This window comes from Cellulosimicrobium sp. ES-005 (assembly GCF_040448685.1).
Classification (GTDB): Bacteria; Actinomycetota; Actinomycetes; order Actinomycetales; family Cellulomonadaceae; genus Cellulosimicrobium; species Cellulosimicrobium cellulans_G.
The window spans coordinates 732,009-748,780 of record NZ_CP159290.1 but is presented as its reverse complement, the minus strand read 5'-3'; the positions used below and the strand labels follow the sequence as shown (position 1 = coordinate 748,780).

Below are 16,772 nucleotides of genomic sequence, written 5' to 3'. Positions count from 1 at the left end.
GGACTCGTCAGCCCGCGACCTCCGCCGCCTCGAGCCAGGCCGCCTCCAGCTCGTCCTTCTCGGCCGCGAGCGCGCGCAGCTCGGCGTCGAGCTCCGCGACCGCGGTGAAGTCCGTCGCGTTCGCGGCGATCTTCTCGTGCAGGCGGCCCTCGGCCTCGGCGATCTTCGACAGCCTCCGCTCGATGCGGTTGATCTCCTTCTTCGCGGCCCGGACCTCGGCGGCGCTCGGACCGGCCAGGTCGGGCGCGTCCTGCGCGCCGTCCGCGCCGCCGTCGGCCCCGGCGGCCGCCGCGGACGCGAAGCCGCTCGACGACGCTCCCGCCCCCGCGAGCGCCGCGCGCCGCAGCTCGAGGTACTGCTCGACGCCGCCCGGCAGGTCCCGCACCTTGCCGTCCCCGAGCAGCGCGACCTGGCGGTCCGCGACGCGCTCCAGCAGGTAGCGGTCGTGCGAGACGACGATCAGCGTGCCGGGCCAGCCGTCGAGCAGGTCCTCGAGCGCGGCGAGCGTGTCGGTGTCGAGGTCGTTCGTCGGCTCGTCGAGCAGGAGCACGTTGGGCTCGGCGACGAGCAGTCGCAGGAGCTGGAGGCGGCGGCGCTCGCCGCCCGAGAGGTCGCGCACGAGGGTCTGCGACCGCTCGCGCGTGAACCCGAGCCGCTCGACGAGCTGGGACGCCGTGAGCTCCTTGCCGTCCACGACGACCGACCGCTTCTCGTCCTCGATCACCTGGATCACGCGGGACCCGGCGATGTCGTCGAGCTCGCCGACGTCCTGGGACAGCTCGGCGACGTGGACCGTCTTGCCGCGCTTGACGCGTCCCGCGTCGGGCTGGCGCCGTCCGGCGAGCAGGGCGAGGAGCGTCGTCTTGCCCGCGCCGTTGACGCCGACGACGCCGTACCGGTCTCCGGGCCCGAGGCGCCACGTGACGTCGTCGAGCAGCACGCGCTCGCCCGCGTCCTCTCCGGGCGCACCGCGCCGCGGGACCGCGACGGTGACGTCCTCCAGGTCGAGCACGTCCTTGCCGAGCCGCTTGGTCGCGGTGCGCGTGAGCTCGAGCGTGTCGCGCGGGGGCGGCACGTCGGCGATGAGCGCCGCGGCCGCGTCGAGGCGGAACTTGGGCTTCGACGTGCGCGCGGGCGCCCCGCGGCGCAGCCACGCGAGCTCCTTGCGCAGCAGGTTGTCGCGCTTCTCCGCCGCGACGGCGGCGGTCCGCTGGCGCTCGGCGCGCGCGAGCACGTAGGCGGCGTACCCGCCCTCGTAGCCCTCCACCGCGCCGGAGCCGTCGCCACGCACCTCCCACATGCGCGAGCAGACGGCGTCGAGGAACCAGCGGTCGTGGGTCACCACGACGAGCGCGCCCTTCGCGCCCGGGCGCGCGAACCGGTCGCCCAGGTGCGCGGCGAGCCACGCGACGCCCTCGACGTCGAGGTGGTTCGTGGGCTCGTCGAGGAACAGCACGTCGTGGTCGGCGACGAGGAGGGCCGCGAGCGCGACGCGGCGCCGCTGCCCGCCCGACAGCGTGTCCGCGGGAGCGTCGAGGTCGAGGTCGGCCAGCAGCCCCGCGTGGACGGTGCGGACGCTCGCGTCCGACGCCCAGGCGTGCGTCGCGGCGTCGCCGTGCACGAGGTCGCGGATCGTCGCGCCGGTGCCGACGTCGTCGCGCTGGTCGAGCAGGCCCACCCGCAGCCCGCCCACCCGGGTGACCCGGCCGCCGTCGGGCTGCTGCGTGCCCGCGAGCAGGCGCAGGAGCGTGGACTTGCCGGCGCCGTTGGGGCCGACGATGCCGACGCGGTCGCCGTCGTCGAGGCCGAGCGAGACGTCGTCGAGCAGGGTGCGGGTGCCGACGGTCAGCGAGATGCCGTCGGCGCCGAGAAGGTGAGCCACGCCGTCGAGGGTAGTCGGACGGGCGACCGCGTCGTGCCCGCGCCGGCGATGGGGACCCCTCCCCCTTGCCGCGGCGGTCGAGGTGTCCGAGGGTGGCTGGAGCATCCGTCTCGTCCGACCAAGGGATCCCATGTCGTTCTACGGCGCCGACGTCGCCGCGCTCCGCGGTCTCGCGAACACCTTCCAGGACCGCGCGGCGGCGCTGGACGCCCTGACGGCGTCGCTGCGTGCCGCCGTGACCGCGACCCCGTGGGCCGGTCCGGACGCGGACGCCCTGCGCGCACGCTGGCACGGCGAGATGGAGGCGGCCCTGCGCTCGGCGTCCGGCCTGCTCGACGACGGCGCGCAGCGGCTGCGCACCCAGGCCGAGCAGCAGGAGGGCGCGAGCGCCGCGGACAGCGGGTTCTCCGGCGGTGGCGGCTCCGGGGGCGCCGGCGGCGGCCGCACCGACCCGCCGTGGATCCCCAGCCTTCCCGGCATCCCTCGACCGCCGACGCTGCAGGAGCCGCCGCCCACGATCGTGGCGACGGAGCACGTCGTGTACGAGCAGGGCGGGGGCGTCGGTCCGTTCGAGGGGACCGCGGGCGTCGAGTACCGCATCGACGAGCTCTCCGACGGGACGTTCCGGGTCACGCAGCTCGCCGGCATGACCGGCGGCATCGGCGCGGGCACACCGACCCCGTACGTCGAGGCCCACGCGAACGAGCACGACGTGAACCTGGGCGGCCAGGCGAGCGCGTCCGGGGGCGCCGTGCTCAACGTGGGGACCGAGTACACCTTCCAGTCCCAGGACGAGGTCGACGAGTTCCTCGCCTACCAGCGGCGTCAGACGATGCACTACATGGGCCCGCAGCTCGGGTCGTACGAGCCCCCCGCCCCCGACGCCACGATCGTCGAGGGCGGCGCCTACGCGACCGGCTCGGGCGGGGCGGCGATCGTGCCCATGGCCGGTGGCAGCGCCGAGGTACCCGTCGAGGGCCTCGTCGGGACGCGCGTCGAGCACGGCACGGGTCTCACGACCGTCTACGTCCGCGGCGAGGCGGGCGCGAGCATCGAGGGGACCGGGATGATCCCGGGCAGCCAGGACGTCGGAGGGCCCGGGGTCTACGCGGTCACGTACGACGCGCAGGGGAACGTCGTGCCCAACCCGCCGAGCTCCCTCGTCACGACGCCCCCCGGCGGGACGGTCGTGAAGGAGGAGCGCCTCGGGTTCTCCGCCGGCACGCCCCTGCCCGTCGTCGGCGGCGGGAGCGTCACGGCGGGCGGGACGCGCACCCGCACCGAGTACCCCGGCCAGGGCTGATCGGCGGCCCCTACTTCAGTCCCGTGTGTGCCAGGCCCTGGACGAACTGCTTCTGGGCGACGAGGAACACCGCGAGGACCGGCAGGACCGTGAGCGTCGTCGCGGCGAGCTGGACGTTCCACATCGGGCCGCCGTAGGCGTCGACGTACTGCGTGAGCGCCTGCGGGAGCGTGAACCGGTCCTTGCTGGACAGGTACACGATCGGCTCGAGGTACAGGTTCCACGACTTGAGGAACGTGAAGATCGCGACGGCCGAGATCGCCGAGCGCGACAGCGGGAACGCGATGCGCCAGAAGATCCCCCACCGCCCGAGGCCGTCCATGCGCCCCGCCTCCTCGAGCTCGCCGGGGAGCCCGAGGAAGAACTGGCGCATGATGAACGTCGCGAGGACGCTGGGTGCCCCGAGGATCGGGATGACCACGAGCGGCCAGTGCGTGTCGATGAGCCCGAGCGAGTTGACCATCCTGAACAGCGGGACGATCGTCACCTCGGAGGGCACGAGCAGCCCGACGAGCACGAGCAGGAACAGCGCGTTCGCCCCGGGGAACCGGATCCGCGCGAACGCGTACCCGGCCATCGAGGACACGAGGATGGTCCCGACCGTGACGAGCGCCGCGATGTAGAGGCTGTTCCAGTACTGCTGCGCGAACGGCTGCAGGCGGAACACGTCCCCGTACGCCGCGAACGACGGGTCCTGCGGCCACAGCGTCGGCACGGCCCGCAGGATCTCGCTCATCGGCTTGAGGCTCGACGTCGCCATCCACCACGTGGGGAACACGAAGGGGATGCTCAGCACGACGAGCAGCGCCACGAGCGCCCAGCGTCCCCACCGGCGCCGCGAGCGCGCGGCGCGGTCGCGGCGCGCGGGGGCGTGCCGCCCCCCGTCCGGGCCCTCGCCGCCCCGGCCCGACGCCGCGGGCCGTGCAGCGTCGGCGTCCGCGCCCGGGAGCGTGGCCGGGCCGGGCATCACGTCAGACTTCATGGAAGACCCACCTCTTGCGCGTCTGCCACTGCACGAGTGTCAGGACGAGGACGATGACGAACAGCAGGACCGAGATCGCGCTCGCGTAGCCGAAGTCGTTGAAGCGGAACGCCTGCTGGTACAGGTAGTAGACGAGCACCGTGGTCGAGTTGCCTGGCCCCCCGCCCGTGAGCACGGCGATCTGGGCGAACACCTCGAGCGAGCCGACGATCGTGAGGATCGAGACGAGCAGCACGGTCGGGCTGATGAGCGGGAGCGTGATCGACCGGAAGCGCCGCCACGCGCCCGCGCCGTCGAGGCGCGCGGCCTCCTGGACCTCCTCCGGCACCCCCTGCAGCGCCGCGAGGAACAGGATCATGTTGAGGCCGACGTTCTTGAACACCTGGACGACGATCACCGAGATCATGGCCGTCGTCTCGCCGCGCAGCCAGTTCGGTCCCTCGATGCCGAGCAGCGACAGGAACCCGTTGATCCCGCCGTCCGCCTGGAGCAGGAAGCTCCACACGATCGTCCACGCGACGAGCGACACGACCACGGGCGAGAAGAAGAAGGTGCGGAACGTCGTCGTGCCCGGGAGCTTCTGGTTGAGCAGCACCGCGAGGAGCAGCGCGAGCGAGATGTTGAGGACCACGAGCCCGACCGAGAACCACAGGCTCGCGAGGAGCGAGTCGCGCAGGCCGGGGTCGGAGAGCATGCGCTCGTAGTTGTCGGCGCCCGCGAACGTGAAGGTGTTCGCGAGGACGTTCCACTCGTGCAGCGAGTACCAGACGACGGCGACCAGCGGCGCGACGACGAACGCGAGCGCGCCGAGCACGGCGGGCGCGACCATGGTGTACCCCACGGCCGCGTCCCGTCGTGCGAGTGCGGAGGACGCCACGCTCAGTCCTCGAGCAGGGGCTGGATCGCCGCGCACGTGTCGGCGAGCACGCCCTCGACGTCGGCGTCCGCGGTCCACAGCGCGTCGAGCTGGGCCCGCACCGTGTCCTGCAGCTTGGCGAAGTTCTGGTGCGACGGCTTGGTCACGGCGCCCTGGATGCCGTCGACGACGACCGCCTGGAGCTGGGTCTCGCTGAGCTTCGGGTTCGCCGCGCCGAGCGTCTCCGCGTTCAGGAGCGACTCACGCGGGGGCGGGAAGTACGCGGCGAGCGTCTCGGCGTTCTCGGGGTTGGTGAACCACGCCAGGAAGTCGGCGGCGACGTCCGGGTGCTCGCCCGCCGCGAAGACGCCGATGCCCGCCTGGCCGATGACGTTCTGCTGACCCGCGGGACCGGCCGGGAGCGGCACGACGTCCCACGCGAACGAGTCGTCGAGCGCGGACGCGCGGCTGATCTGCGTGATCGTCATCGCGGAGTCGCCCGCGAAGAAGTCGGCCGTCGTGCCCGGACCGGGCATCGCCTTGTCGACGAACGTCGCGTCGTGGATCCACGTGAGCGCGTCGACCATCTCGGGGTCGGTGAATGTGCACTGCGTGCCGTCCTCGCTCCACGGCGCCGCGTCCCAGCCGTCCCAGATCGTCGACAGGTTCTCCCACACCTTGAAGTCGAAGTCGCGCACGACGAGCCCCTGCTTGCCCGACGTCGCGGCGGCGGCCGCGGAGATGTCGCGGGCCTGGTCGTAGGTCCACTCGCCCGACGCGACGAGGTCGGCCGGGTTCGGCTGGCCTGCGGCGGCGACCCGGTCGGTGTTGACGAACATCGCGAACGGCGAGTTGGAGAACGGATAGGCGTAGAGGCCGCCGTCCTTCTCCCACAGCGCGAGCGAGGAGTCCAGGAGGTCGTCGAACTCGTACCCCTCGGTCTCCTGGAGCTTCGGGGCGACGTCCACGAGGGCGCCGCTCGCGACGAACTCGGGCGCGTAGCTCTCGAGGATCCATGCGAGGTCGGGGGCGTTGCCGCCCGCGAGCTGCGTCGTGAGGGACGTCGTGTAGTCCTCGAACGGGATCGTCTCGAACGTCACGCCCGAGACGAGGTCGGGGTTCTCGGCGACGTACGCGTCGGCGATCTCCTGGAACTGCGCGAGCTGTGTCTCGTCGGCCGTCCAGACCGTCATGCGCAGCTCGACGGGCTCGCTCGGCGTGCTCGGCTCGCCCGCGACGTCGTCGCCGCCGCCGGAGCACGCGGTGAGGACGAGGGCGAGCGCGACGCCGCCTGCGGCCAGGGGTGCGCTCACGAGGCGGTGTCGGGGGCGGGCCGGGCGGGGTGCACGGCGCGGGGTCAGGGGGGTCATCAGTTCTCCTTCGGACTGAGGGTGGGCGTGTCGGTGCGGGCGGGGGTCCGCGTCAGTAGGGGTGCGCCTCGGCGGGCCAGCGCAGCTCGACGCCGGCCCGGACGAGCTCGTCCTGGTAGTCGGCGAGCAGGTCGGCCTTGGACTGGACGGCGTGCGGCGTGCGCCCGGTCGCGAGGCAGTGGGCCGCGAGGTGGCCGGCGGCCTCGCCGATGTTCCACTCGACCGGGTGCAGGCGGTAGCAGCCGTTGGTGATGTGCGTCGTGCCGATGTTCTTGTTGGCCGCGAGCAGGTTGGTCACGCGCTGCGGGAGCAGCGCGCCGAGCGGGATCTCGAACGGCGTCGACGCGACGTCGATGTACGTGTCGCCGCCCGTGGAGGGGTGCAGGTCGATCCGGTACATGCCGACGCCGACCGAGTCGTCGTAGCGCGTCGCGCCCCGGTCGCCGCGCACGGCGTACGAGACGTCGTTCTCCGTCACCGTCGTCACCGCGCGCAGGCGGCGCGACTCGCGGTGGTAGGCCGCCTGGGCCAGGCCGTCGGCCGAGCCCATGACGTCGGGCCGCAGGCGCAGCCCCGGGAAGCCGGTCCCGCCGTCGGGGCGGGGAGCCTCGGTCTGCATCCAGTAGAGCATCGACAGGCTGAGCTGCCGGGCGTCCGCGAGCCGCGCCTCCTCGACGTCGCGCGGCACGTCGAGCACCGGCGCGAGGAAGTAGTCGATGCTCGGCCAGTTCACGAGGCACAGGTCGCTCGCGTAGTGGCCGGGCGCGAACAGGTCGCGCGCCGCGATGCGCCGGAAGGTCCACAGGTTGCCGTCGCCCGGGTTCTTCGACTGGTCGGCGTCGACGGCCCGTGCGTCGTCGCCCGGGTTCGGCGTGAAGGACCGCACGTCCATCGCGAGCGTGCGCGGGTTCGGCGCCTCCCACGACAGCATGCGCCGCCCGTTCCACGGGCCCGGGGTGTACGTGCTCCAGAAGTCGTAGCGCTCGGGGCGGTCGATCGTGTGGTCGCCGTCCACGTGCTCGACGGCGAAGCACACGCTCAGCGCCTGCACGTTGTCGGGCTGCGCCTCGTCCGGCGCGCTCGGCTCCCCGGTCTCGCGGTTCGACTCGAACCCCGTGACGTACTCCGTGCCCGTGAGCGGCAGGAGCTCGCCCGTCTCAGTCGCGTCGACGACGAACGCCGCGTGCACCGTCACGGCTGCGCCCGCGGCGTCGGCGGTGACCGGGGCGAGCGTCACGGAGGTGACGCGGTCGCCGTCGGTGGTCGCCGCCGTCGGGCGCACGCGCTCCAGGAGACGGATACGGCCCGCGGACCGCCACGGGGCGAGCATCTCCTCGAGCACCCCGACCGCGACGCGCGGCTCGTGGCACAGCTTGGAGACCCAGCCCGCGCCGGGGTTGAGGGCGTCCCACGAGCGCGCGGCGTCCGTGAGCGGGTACGAGCGGCGGTACACGTCGCGGATGCCGTCGCGCAGCGCGCGGTAGCGCGCGGTCACGCCGAAGCGCTCGACCCACGCGCTCTCGTCCGGCGGCACCGCCTGGGACGTGAGCTGCCCGCCGATCCACGGGTGCTCCTCGGTGAGGACGACGCGGGCGCCCCGCTCCGCGGCCGCGAGCGCGGCGGCGACGCCGCCGAGCCCGCCGCCGACGACGAGGACGTCTGCCTGGAGGTCTGGATGGGTCACGCTGGTTCCGTTTCTCTGGTGCTCGGGTGCTCTGAGGTCGGCAAGGACGATCTGGCCCCGGGGGGCGGCGCGGGCGGTGGCGCGGCGACGGTCTCGCCGTCGACGTCGACGCACTCGAGGAGCTGGTGCAGCTCGTCCTCGGGGACCCGGGCGGCGCGCGCGGACCTGCGGTCGGAACGGCCCGAGCCGGACTCGGCGACGAGACGCGAGAGCAGGACGAGGGCGCGTGCCCCCATCTCCTCGCGCGGGATCGAGAACCCGGACCACCGGCGACCGCCCGGACGCCCGTGGTGGGGCTGGCCCAGGAGGAGGAAGGAGACGTCGTCGGGCACGCGGACCCCGCGCCCCTCGAGCTCGTCGACGAGCTCCTCGGGGTAGTTCTCGGGGGCGACGACGACGGCCGTGAGGCGCTGGTCGACGATCTCCGCGGCCGTGGCCGGGACGTCGTCGAGCTCGACGAAGCGCACGGTGAGCCCGTGCGCCTTCATCGTGGCGCGGTAGGCGTCGACGCGGTCGAGCGTCGGCTGGTCGGTGCCGCGCGGCCCGACGTAGCCGATGCGCTCGTGGCCGAGCGTGACGAGGCGCTCGACCTGGCGCGCCGTCGCCGCGACGTAGTCGGCGCCGACGTAGGGCAGGCGCCCGCCGTCGCTCCCGCGCTTGCCGATGAAGACGAACGGGTAGTTCGTGTCGAGCAGGTGCTGGAGCTCGCCCCGGTCCTCGTGCTGGCCGAGCAGCAGACAGCCGTCGGCGATCCCGAGGCGCTGCCAGCCGTCGCGCGTGAGCCGGCGCCGGCCGTCGACGACGCGCGCGCTCGTGAACAGCAGGATGTCGATGCCCAGCTTCTCGGCCGCGTGCTCGATGCCGACCAGGAACGGGCCGTAGAAGTCACGGCCGGCGCGCGGGAACGTCGCCTCGTAGGTGAAGACGCCCAGGATCTGGTTGTGCCCGCCCGCGAGGCGCTGGGCCACGGGGTTCGCCGAGTAGCCGGTGATGCGGATCGCGTCGAGCACGCGCTGACGGGTCTCCTCGCTGATCCGCACCCCGGCGGGCGTGCTGTCGTTCAGCACGAACGAGACCGTCGCCTGGCTGACGCCGGCCATGGCGGCGACGTCGGCCTGGGTGATGCGGTGCCTCGGCATGGATCCTCCTCGATCACGTCGTCGATGACGTGCGAGGAGTCTCGCCAGAGCGGCGCGTGCGGGTCAACGCGGTAATACGCATTATTACGTCGCGAACGCTGGCACTCCGGGCCTCGGTCCGTCGCCGGTGATTCGCATAATCGGCGGCGCGACGGTCGCCGCCGCCCCGGTGGGCGTCCGCCGGAGGATGCACGACGGGCCCAGGGACGCACCTCCGAGGTGCATCCCTGGGCCCGCTGTGCGGTGCTCGTCGGCCGCGCTACCCGCAGGTCAGCGCGTCGTAGGTCGCCGAGGTCGAGCCACGCCCGACGCCGTCCGGCCCGGCGACGTCGACCCTCGCCTCCCCGGCCGCGACCGACGTCGAGCGCGTCGCGAAGGACTGGTAGGCGCTGCGCCCGGGCGCGACGTCGGCCACGGTGCGCTCGCCGAACGGCGTCACGAGCCGGACCGTCGCCGCGGCGTCCCCCTCGTTGCGCGCGGTCACCGCGACGTACGCGCGGCCCGCGAGGCAGCGCGTCACGGCCTGCACTTCGACGGCGGGCGCGTCGTCGTCGCACGCGGCCGCCTCCTCGGCGGTCGGGGTCCACCGGAACCAGTCGAACGACGCGACGATCTCCGGCGGCGTCGCGGAGCCGCGCATCGCGAACGGCCCGACGCCCGTCGCGCCGAGCGCCGCGACGTCCACGGTGCGGCCCCAGGGCGCGAACTCGACGCCGTCGACCGACACCGACGCCTGCACGGCGCTCCCGTCGCTCGTGAGGCGCAACCAGAACGTCTCGCCGAGCCCTGCCGGCGGGACGACCGAGTCGAACCCCGTGTTGCGGTCGGTGCCGTTCTGGCGCCAGATGAACTCGAGGCGCGGGCCGAGCGAGCCGTGCACGAGGTCGAGCTTCGCGTAGTTCGCGTCGTCGCGGTACAGGAGCAGCCCGCCCTGCTGGAAGCGCTCGGTCGGGGAGACGGAGACGGCCGCCGTGACCTCCCACGGCCCGTCCGGGACCGCCTGGAGCGGCAGCGCGGCGCCAGCCACGCCGGTCGGGTAGGTCGGGACGCGCAGCGCGCCGTCCACGAGCTCGTGCCGGGCGCTGCCCGCGCGGACGACCGACCAGAGCGCCGGGTCGAGGGACTCGCCGTCGAACTCGTCGGACGCGGCGCCGCTGCACTGCTCGCGCAGCGGGTCGGGGTCCTGGCCTGGCTCGGGCGGGCGGACGGCGTCGGGGTCGCGCTGCGCCCACGCGATCGTCGCGCCCAGCCGGTCGCCGGACTCGTAGAAGAGGTAGGTCTCGTCGCCGTCGGTCACGATCTCGGGCGCAGCCACCCGCCCGGTGTCGTCACCGACGCCGCTGGCCCGGTGCAGCTCCCAGCGCGGCCCGACCTCGGTCATCGTCGGGTCGAGCGTGCGGGCGAACGTGATGCCCGTGGACCCGTGGTAGACCACGTAGAGCTGGCCCTCCCACTCCCACAGGTTGCCGCCGGACACGTTCGTGCCGGTCGCGGCGTCGGGCACGACGAGCGGGTCGGGCCGCACGTCCCAGGTCTTGCCGTCGACCGACTCGGCCACCTTGATGCGCCGGATGTTGTCGGTCCGGTTCTGCATGTACGTCATGGCGAACCGGTAGCCGGACGACGGGTCCGGGTGCTCGACGACGCGCGCGTACGACGTCTCGGTGGTCCCGGCACCGCCGTCGGCGTTGGTGACCGCGACCCCGGAGTCGTGGAACGTCACGCCGTCGGGCGACGTCGCCCAGCGCGTCGTGGAGTTCTCGCCGTGGAAGTACAGGAGCACCTGGTCCGTCGCGTCGTCCCACAGGACGTCGGGCGACGAGACGTGCGAGACGCGCTCGTAGAACGGCAGCCACTCGTTCGCGACGATCGGGTTGTGCGCGTACTCCGTCCACGGGCCCTCGAGCGAGTCGGCGTACATGAGCGAGATCCCGCCCGGGGAGTCGTGCGGGGCGTAGTAGAGGTACCACTCCCCCAGCGGGTCGTCGAGGTACGCGCCCGCGTGGAAGACGCTCGGGAAGATGAACTCGTCCGTCGGGTTGTAGATCATCGACTCCTTGTCGGTGACCACGCCGCGGTACTCGAACACGGGCAGGTCGGACGCGGACGGGCCGTCGGCCGTCACCGTCACCCCGGTCGTCGCCCCGGTCGTGGTGACGGCCGTGACCGCGGGCGGCGGTCCCGCGGCGAGGGCCGCCGCGGGGACGACCGCCCCGGCGGCGAGGACCGCCGTCAGGGTGGCGACCGCCGTCGCCACGGCGCGCGGTCTGCGGCGTGGTGCTGCTGCTCGGGTTCTCACAGGGGACCTCCGTCGGTTCCTCGCCGGCGGCGTCGTCGCCGCCGGGCGCCACGTGGAGACGTGGGCTGCTGGCAGTGTCGCCGGACGGGCACGGCGCAGGTCAAAGGGATGATGCGCATTATTAGCGTCCTCACGGTGCGCCGGGCCGCGACGCTAGAGTCGTCCCGACCGCACCTGAATGTCGGACATCAGACGTATTGACCGGAGGATCGCCCCGTGCCGCTCTTCGACCTGCCCCTCGCCGAGCTCGAGACCTACGCCCCCGTGCTCGACGAGCCCGCCGACCTCGACGCCTTCTGGGCGCGGACCCTCGCGGAGTCCCGCGAGGCGGGCGGGGACCTGGCTCGGTCGGTGCGGCTGGAGCGCGTGGAGACCGGCCTCGACCTCGTCGTCGTCGACGACGTGACGTTCCCCGGGTTCGCCGGCCAGCCCGTCAAGGCGTGGCTCGTGCGGCCCGCCGAGGCCGCCCGCGCCGCCGCGGCCGGCGACGGCGCCCCGCTGCCCGCGGTCGTCGAGTTCCTCGGGTACGGCGGCGGTCGCGGGCTGCCCCACGAGCACCTCGCGTGGGCGAACGCCGGGTACGCGCACCTCGTCGTCGACACGCGCGGGCAGGGCAGCCAGTGGGGCAGCGGCGGCGGCACGCCCGACCCGGCCGGGTCGGGGCCCGCCGTCCCGGGCGTCCTCACGCGCGGCATCGAGGACCCGCACGACCACTACTACCGCCGCGTCTTCACCGACGGCGTGCGGGCGGTCGACGCCGTGCGCTCGGTGCCCGGCGTCGACCCCGAGCGCGTCGCCGTGCACGGCGTGAGCCAGGGCGGCGGCATCGCCATCGCCGTCGCGGGCCTCGCCGACGGGCTCGTCGCGGCCCTCCCGGACGTCCCGTTCCTGTGCCACTACCGCCGCGCCGTCGAGATCACCGACCGCGACCCGTACCGCGAGCTGACGCGCTACCTCGCCGTCCACCGCGACGCGGAGGAGACCGTGTTCCGCACGCTGTCCTACCTCGACGGGGCGGTGCTCGGCCGCCGCGCCACCGCACCGGCGCTGTTCTCCGTCGCGCTCATGGACCAGGTCTGCCCGCCGTCCACCGTCTACGCGGCGTACAACGGCTGGGGCGCGGCCGCCGGGGCGGCGCCCGAGGCCGAGCGCGCGATCGACGTCTACCGCTACAACGAGCACGAGGGCGGCCAGGGCTACCGCTTCGCCCGTCAGCTCGCCTGGCTGCGCGACCGCTAGACCGCCGGGCCGGGCGACTGCGCGGACGCGCCGCCCGGGGCGGCGCCCAACCGGCGCAGCGCGACGGCCTGGGAGCCCGCGAACAGCCCGACGTCCGCCGCGACCGCGAGGACCGCGAGCAGCACGAGGACGCCCGCCGTCGTCGCCGAGAACGCGGCGACGGCAGCGGCGGCGACGACGTTCGCGACCATGACCGTGCGGAGGGCGACGCGCAGCCGCAGCCGCGCAGCCATCCAGGCGACGGCGGCCGCCCAGACCACCACCGCGACCCCGATCCCCGCGACGACCGGCACCGGCACTCCCAGCGCCGGCGCCCACGACGGAGCGAGTGCGGCGACCGCGCCACCGAGCACGAGGCAGTACGCGGCGTCGAGCCGCAGGCTGAGCAGTCCGAGCCTGTCCCCTGACATGACGGCGACACTACGCGAGCGCCCCGTCCGGCGCGTGGCGGGCCTCGCGTCGGCGGGCGGTCAGTGGGCGACGACGCGGGCGCCGGCGGCGGGCGCGGTGGTGCACCAGACGGTGTCGCACGCGTCGTTCGCGGTCCACGACGCGGCGATCGCGAGCGCGTGCTGGCGGCTGCGCGCGAGGGCGGCGACCGTCGGGCCGGAGCCGGAGACGATCGCGCCGAGCGCGCCGGCCTCGGTCGCGACGTCGAGGGTCCGCTGCAGCTCGGGGCGCAGGGCGAGCGCGGGGCCCTGGAGGTCGTTGCGCAGCACCTGCCCGAGCCCGACCGCGTCCCCGGCACGCAGGGCCTGCATGAGCGCGGTGTCCTCGGCGAGGTCGAGCTCGGCCGGGCCGCCGACGGTCTCGTCGAACGTGCGGTACACCTCCGGCGTGGAGAGTCCGTCGGCCTGGACGGCGAAGACCCAGTGGAACTCGCCGCGCGTCATCGCGGGCGTGAGCACGTCGCCGCGCCCCGTCCCGACGGCGGTGTGCCCGACCAGACCGAACGCGACGTCCGCACCGAGCCCCGCGGCGAGGCGGACGAGGTCGGCGCGGGGCACGCCCGTCTCCCAGAGCGCGTCGCACGCGACGAGCGCGGCCGCCGCGTCGGCGGAGCCGCCCGCCATGCCGCCCGCGACGGGGACCTCCTTGTGGATCTCGAGCCGAACGTCGGGGTCGACGCCCACGTGCTCGGCGAGCGCGACGGCGGCCCGCCACGCGAGGTTCGTCTCGTCGGTCGGCACCACGTCGGCCTGGAGCCCGGTCACGCCGAGCGAGACGCCCGAGCCCGGCGGCACGTGGTGGGCGACGACGTCCTCGCTCAGCCCGACGGCCTGGAAGATCGTCACGAGCGGGTGGTAGCCGTCGTCCTGCAGCGCCCCGACCCGGAGCGAGAGGTTGACCTTGCCGGGTGCGCGCACGCGGACGGACGGGGGTGGCGCGAGGGCGATGCGCGGCGGTCGCGGGGGTGTCACGCGTCCACTGTGCCAGGTCGTCCGGTGCGACGCTCCGCGGGTGCGGCGCCACGGGCGGGGCGCTCGCCGAGGCCGCCGCGCAGGACGAGCTGCTCGGCGACGCGCGCGAAGGCCGCGACGTCCAGCACCTCGCCGCGCGCCTGCGGGTCGACGTCGGCGGCCTCGAGCACCTCGGCGGCCACGCTCGCCGAGCCCGCGAGGCCGGACAGCGCGGAGCGCAGCATCTTGCGCCGCTGCGCGAAGGCCGCGTCGACGACGGCGAACACCTGCTCCCGGGTCGCGGTCGTGGTCGGCGGCTCGCGGCGGTCGAGGGCGACGAGCGCGGAGTCGACGTTCGGCACCGGCCAGAACACGCTGCGGCCGATCGTCCCGGCGCGGCGGGCGTCGGCGTACCAGGCGGCCTTGACCGAGGGGACGCCGTACGTGCGCGACCCGGGCGGGGCGGCGAGCCGGTCCGCGACCTCGGCCTGCACCATGACGAGCACGCGCTCGAGCGAGTCGAACCGTTCGAGGAACGTGAGCAGCACGGGCACCGCCACGTTGTACGGCAGGTTGGCGACCAGCGCCGTCGGGGGCTCCCCGGGCAGCGTCGTCACCTCCAGGGCGTCCGCGCCGACCACCTCGAGGCGGTCGCCGAGGTCGGGCACGTGCGCGGCGACCGTCGTCGGGAGCTGCTGCGCGAGGACCGGGTCGATCTCGACCGCGACGACGCTCGCGCCCGCCTCGAGCAGCCCCAGGGTCAGCGAGCCCAGCCCGGGCCCGACCTCGACGACGCGCTCCCCCGGGCGCACGTCCGCGGCCCGCACGATCTTGCGGACGGTGCCGCCGTCGTGCACGAAGTTCTGGCCGAGGGTCTTGGTGGGGCGGACGCCGAGGCGACCCGCCAGGTCACGGATCTCGGCCGGACCCAGCAGGGCACCGCGGGTGTCGCTCATGACAGGCAAGCCTACCGACCGGGGCGGGGACGGTCCGGACGTCGCGGGGACGACGAGAGGGCGGGGCGCCGTGCGCCCCGCCCTCCCTGGTGCGGCCGTGTGTCGTGCTACCGGGTCAGAGAAGACCCAGCTTGCGGGCGCACGCGGGCCACTGGCCCCAGCCCGAGCGGGCCTGGAGCGCCTGGGCGCGCTGCGTCTGCTCGGCGGCCGAGGCCTCCGACGGGAGGCCGGAGCCGCCCATCGCCTGCCACGTCGAGAGCGAGAACTGGTAGAGGCCGTAGTAGCCGTTGCCCGTGTTCGTGGCGGGGTTGCCGCCGGACTCGCACTGCGCGAGCGCACCCCAGACGCCGCCGGGGGCGGAGCCGAGGTCGGCGGCCGGCGCGGACGAGCCGCCCGACGACGGGGTCGACGAGCGCTGCTGCGTCGTGGCCTTCGGCTCGGGCTTGGGGCGCTCCTTGGTGCCCTGCACGAGGATCTTGTTCACCGGCGGCGTAGTGACGCCCTCGGAGACGAGCTCGCGCGACTCCTCGACGCCGTCGACCGTGGTGACACGGTGCACGGTCGTGTGGACGCCCTCGACGCCCTCCTGCTTGACGACCGGGTCGAGGTCCTTGAAGCGGTTCGCGTCCTCCTCGGTGACCGTCTCGAACGGGACGGCCGCCGTGGTGGGCACCTCCTCGACCTTCACGCGCTGCACGACGAGCGAGACCGGCGCGGCGTCGGCCGCCGCCTCGGCGTCCTCGGTCGCGGCGGCGGTGGCCTCGGCGGGTGCCGCCTCGGCAGCGGCGTCGGCCTGAGCCGCGGCGATCTGCTCGGACTTCTCCACGTGGACGCGGTCGAGCTCGCCGAGCTGGATGCCCTGCTGGTCGAGGATCGCGTCGATGCCGATGCTGCCGTCGGGCGCGACCTTGGTCTCGCCGTCCGCGACGACGTTCACGGGGCCGTCCGCGTCGAGGCGGATCGGGAGCGACACGCGCTCGCCGGAGCGGGAGGCCACGAGGCGCACGTCGCTGCCGCGCGAGGCGAGGGTCGTCAGGGCCTCGTCCGCGTCGAGCGCGGTCAGCCAGACGGAGGACTGGGAGCCGTCGACCTGGACGGGCACCTCGCGCCCGTAGCGCACGACGACGTCGCCGCCGCCGCGCAGGGCGGAGTCGACGTCGGGCACGACGAGGTCGCGGTCGCCCACGGCGACGTCCTGCTCGGCGAGCAGGCCCTCGACGGACCCGGCGAAGGTCGTGACGGTGGTGATCTGGCCGTCGACGTCGAGCTGGACGGTCTTGCGCGCGTTGCCGTAGGCGACGGCGCCGGTCGCGAGCAGGACGACGGCGGTGGCGCCGGCCACGAGGGGCCAGCGGCGGCGACGGCGGGCGGTGGTCGCGGGGCTCTGGGGGCTCTCCGCGGGGCCGTCGGTGAGGGTCGGGGGGTTCTGGAGGGTCGTGTCGGCGCTCTCGGGGGCGCCGGCCGCGTCAGCGGTCCGGTGGAAGGGGTTCTTCACTCGGGTCCAGTCGTCGGGGGTCCCGGGCACGGCGGCTCGACGGCGCGTGCGCGCCACCCGCGGCCCGCGGCGGACGTACGTCCTCCGCGGCGGGCGCACACGTGCGTCCGCGGGTCTCGAGCGGCCGATCCGGCTGCCGGCGCCAACCCCGGCGCCCCTTCCCCAGG

General features: G+C 74.4%; 13 protein-coding genes. 2 read left to right on the top strand and 11 right to left on the bottom strand.

Features of this window, described 5'->3' with window-relative positions; translation table 11 throughout:
- Positions 1-7 precede the first annotated feature (7 nt).
- A complete protein-coding gene (locus ABRQ22_RS03295; RefSeq protein ID WP_353708568.1) occupies positions 8-1,882 on the bottom strand; it encodes an ABC-F family ATP-binding cassette domain-containing protein in 1,875 nt (624 codons plus the stop codon).
- A 130-nt stretch (positions 1,883-2,012) separates the two neighbouring features.
- Between ABRQ22_RS03295 and ABRQ22_RS03290 the strand changes: the two genes are divergently transcribed.
- Positions 2,013-3,185, top strand: coding sequence for a hypothetical protein (locus ABRQ22_RS03290; protein ID WP_353708567.1), 1,173 nt, complete (start codon positions 2,013-2,015; stop codon positions 3,183-3,185).
- 10 nt (positions 3,186-3,195) lie between these two features.
- Here ABRQ22_RS03290 and ABRQ22_RS03285 read toward each other — a convergent pair whose 3' ends face one another.
- From ABRQ22_RS03285 to ABRQ22_RS03260, 6 genes are all read right to left on the bottom strand, one after another.
- Positions 3,196-4,167, bottom strand: a complete 972-nt coding sequence (locus ABRQ22_RS03285; protein WP_253052857.1) for a carbohydrate ABC transporter permease — start codon at positions 4,165-4,167, stop codon at positions 3,196-3,198.
- A complete protein-coding gene (locus tag ABRQ22_RS03280; RefSeq protein WP_253052855.1) occupies positions 4,157-5,044 on the bottom strand; it encodes a sugar ABC transporter permease in 888 nt (295 codons plus the stop codon). The genes ABRQ22_RS03285 and ABRQ22_RS03280 overlap by 11 nt, the downstream gene beginning before the upstream one ends.
- A 2-nt stretch (positions 5,045-5,046) precedes the next feature.
- The gene (locus ABRQ22_RS03275) at positions 5,047-6,393 is read right to left on the bottom strand and encodes a sugar ABC transporter substrate-binding protein (protein WP_353708566.1); all 1,347 of its coding nucleotides are present in this window, start codon (positions 6,391-6,393) and stop codon (positions 5,047-5,049) included.
- Between the two features lie 52 nt (positions 6,394-6,445).
- On the bottom strand, positions 6,446-8,077 hold the full coding sequence (locus tag ABRQ22_RS03270) for an FAD-dependent oxidoreductase (RefSeq protein ID WP_353708565.1): 1,632 nt from the start codon (positions 8,075-8,077) through the stop codon (positions 6,446-6,448).
- On the bottom strand, positions 8,074-9,216 hold the full coding sequence (locus ABRQ22_RS03265; protein WP_253052849.1) for a LacI family DNA-binding transcriptional regulator: 1,143 nt from the start codon (positions 9,214-9,216) through the stop codon (positions 8,074-8,076). The genes ABRQ22_RS03270 and ABRQ22_RS03265 overlap by 4 nt, the downstream gene beginning before the upstream one ends.
- Before the next feature lie 259 nt (positions 9,217-9,475).
- On the bottom strand, positions 9,476-11,473 hold the full coding sequence (locus ABRQ22_RS03260; RefSeq protein ID WP_353708564.1) for a DUF1349 domain-containing protein: 1,998 nt from the start codon (positions 11,471-11,473) through the stop codon (positions 9,476-9,478).
- A 258-nt stretch (positions 11,474-11,731) separates the two neighbouring features.
- On the opposite strand from ABRQ22_RS03260, the gene ABRQ22_RS03255 reads away from it, so the two are divergent.
- Positions 11,732-12,754, top strand: a complete 1,023-nt coding sequence (locus ABRQ22_RS03255) for an acetylxylan esterase (RefSeq protein WP_353708563.1) — start codon at positions 11,732-11,734, stop codon at positions 12,752-12,754.
- Here the strand turns inward: ABRQ22_RS03255 and ABRQ22_RS03250 are convergent.
- The 4 genes from ABRQ22_RS03250 to ABRQ22_RS03235 form a co-directional block, all read right to left on the bottom strand.
- A complete protein-coding gene (locus ABRQ22_RS03250) occupies positions 12,751-13,164 on the bottom strand; it encodes a hypothetical protein (protein WP_353708562.1) in 414 nt (137 codons plus the stop codon). The two genes, ABRQ22_RS03255 and ABRQ22_RS03250, sit on opposite strands and share 4 nt — an antisense overlap.
- A 60-nt stretch (positions 13,165-13,224) precedes the next feature.
- Complete coding sequence (locus ABRQ22_RS03245; RefSeq protein ID WP_353708561.1) at positions 13,225-14,175, bottom strand: 4-(cytidine 5'-diphospho)-2-C-methyl-D-erythritol kinase; 951 nt, start codon at positions 14,173-14,175, stop codon at positions 13,225-13,227.
- On the bottom strand, positions 14,172-15,110 hold the full coding sequence (gene rsmA, locus ABRQ22_RS03240; RefSeq protein ID WP_253052839.1) for a 16S rRNA (adenine(1518)-N(6)/adenine(1519)-N(6))-dimethyltransferase RsmA: 939 nt from the start codon (positions 15,108-15,110) through the stop codon (positions 14,172-14,174). The genes ABRQ22_RS03245 and rsmA overlap by 4 nt, the downstream gene beginning before the upstream one ends.
- A 115-nt stretch (positions 15,111-15,225) precedes the next feature.
- Positions 15,226-16,635: a transglycosylase family protein gene (locus ABRQ22_RS03235; protein WP_353708560.1), complete on the bottom strand. Its 1,410-nt coding sequence runs from the start codon at positions 16,633-16,635 to the stop codon at positions 15,226-15,228.
- Positions 16,636-16,772: the final 137 nt, after the last annotated feature.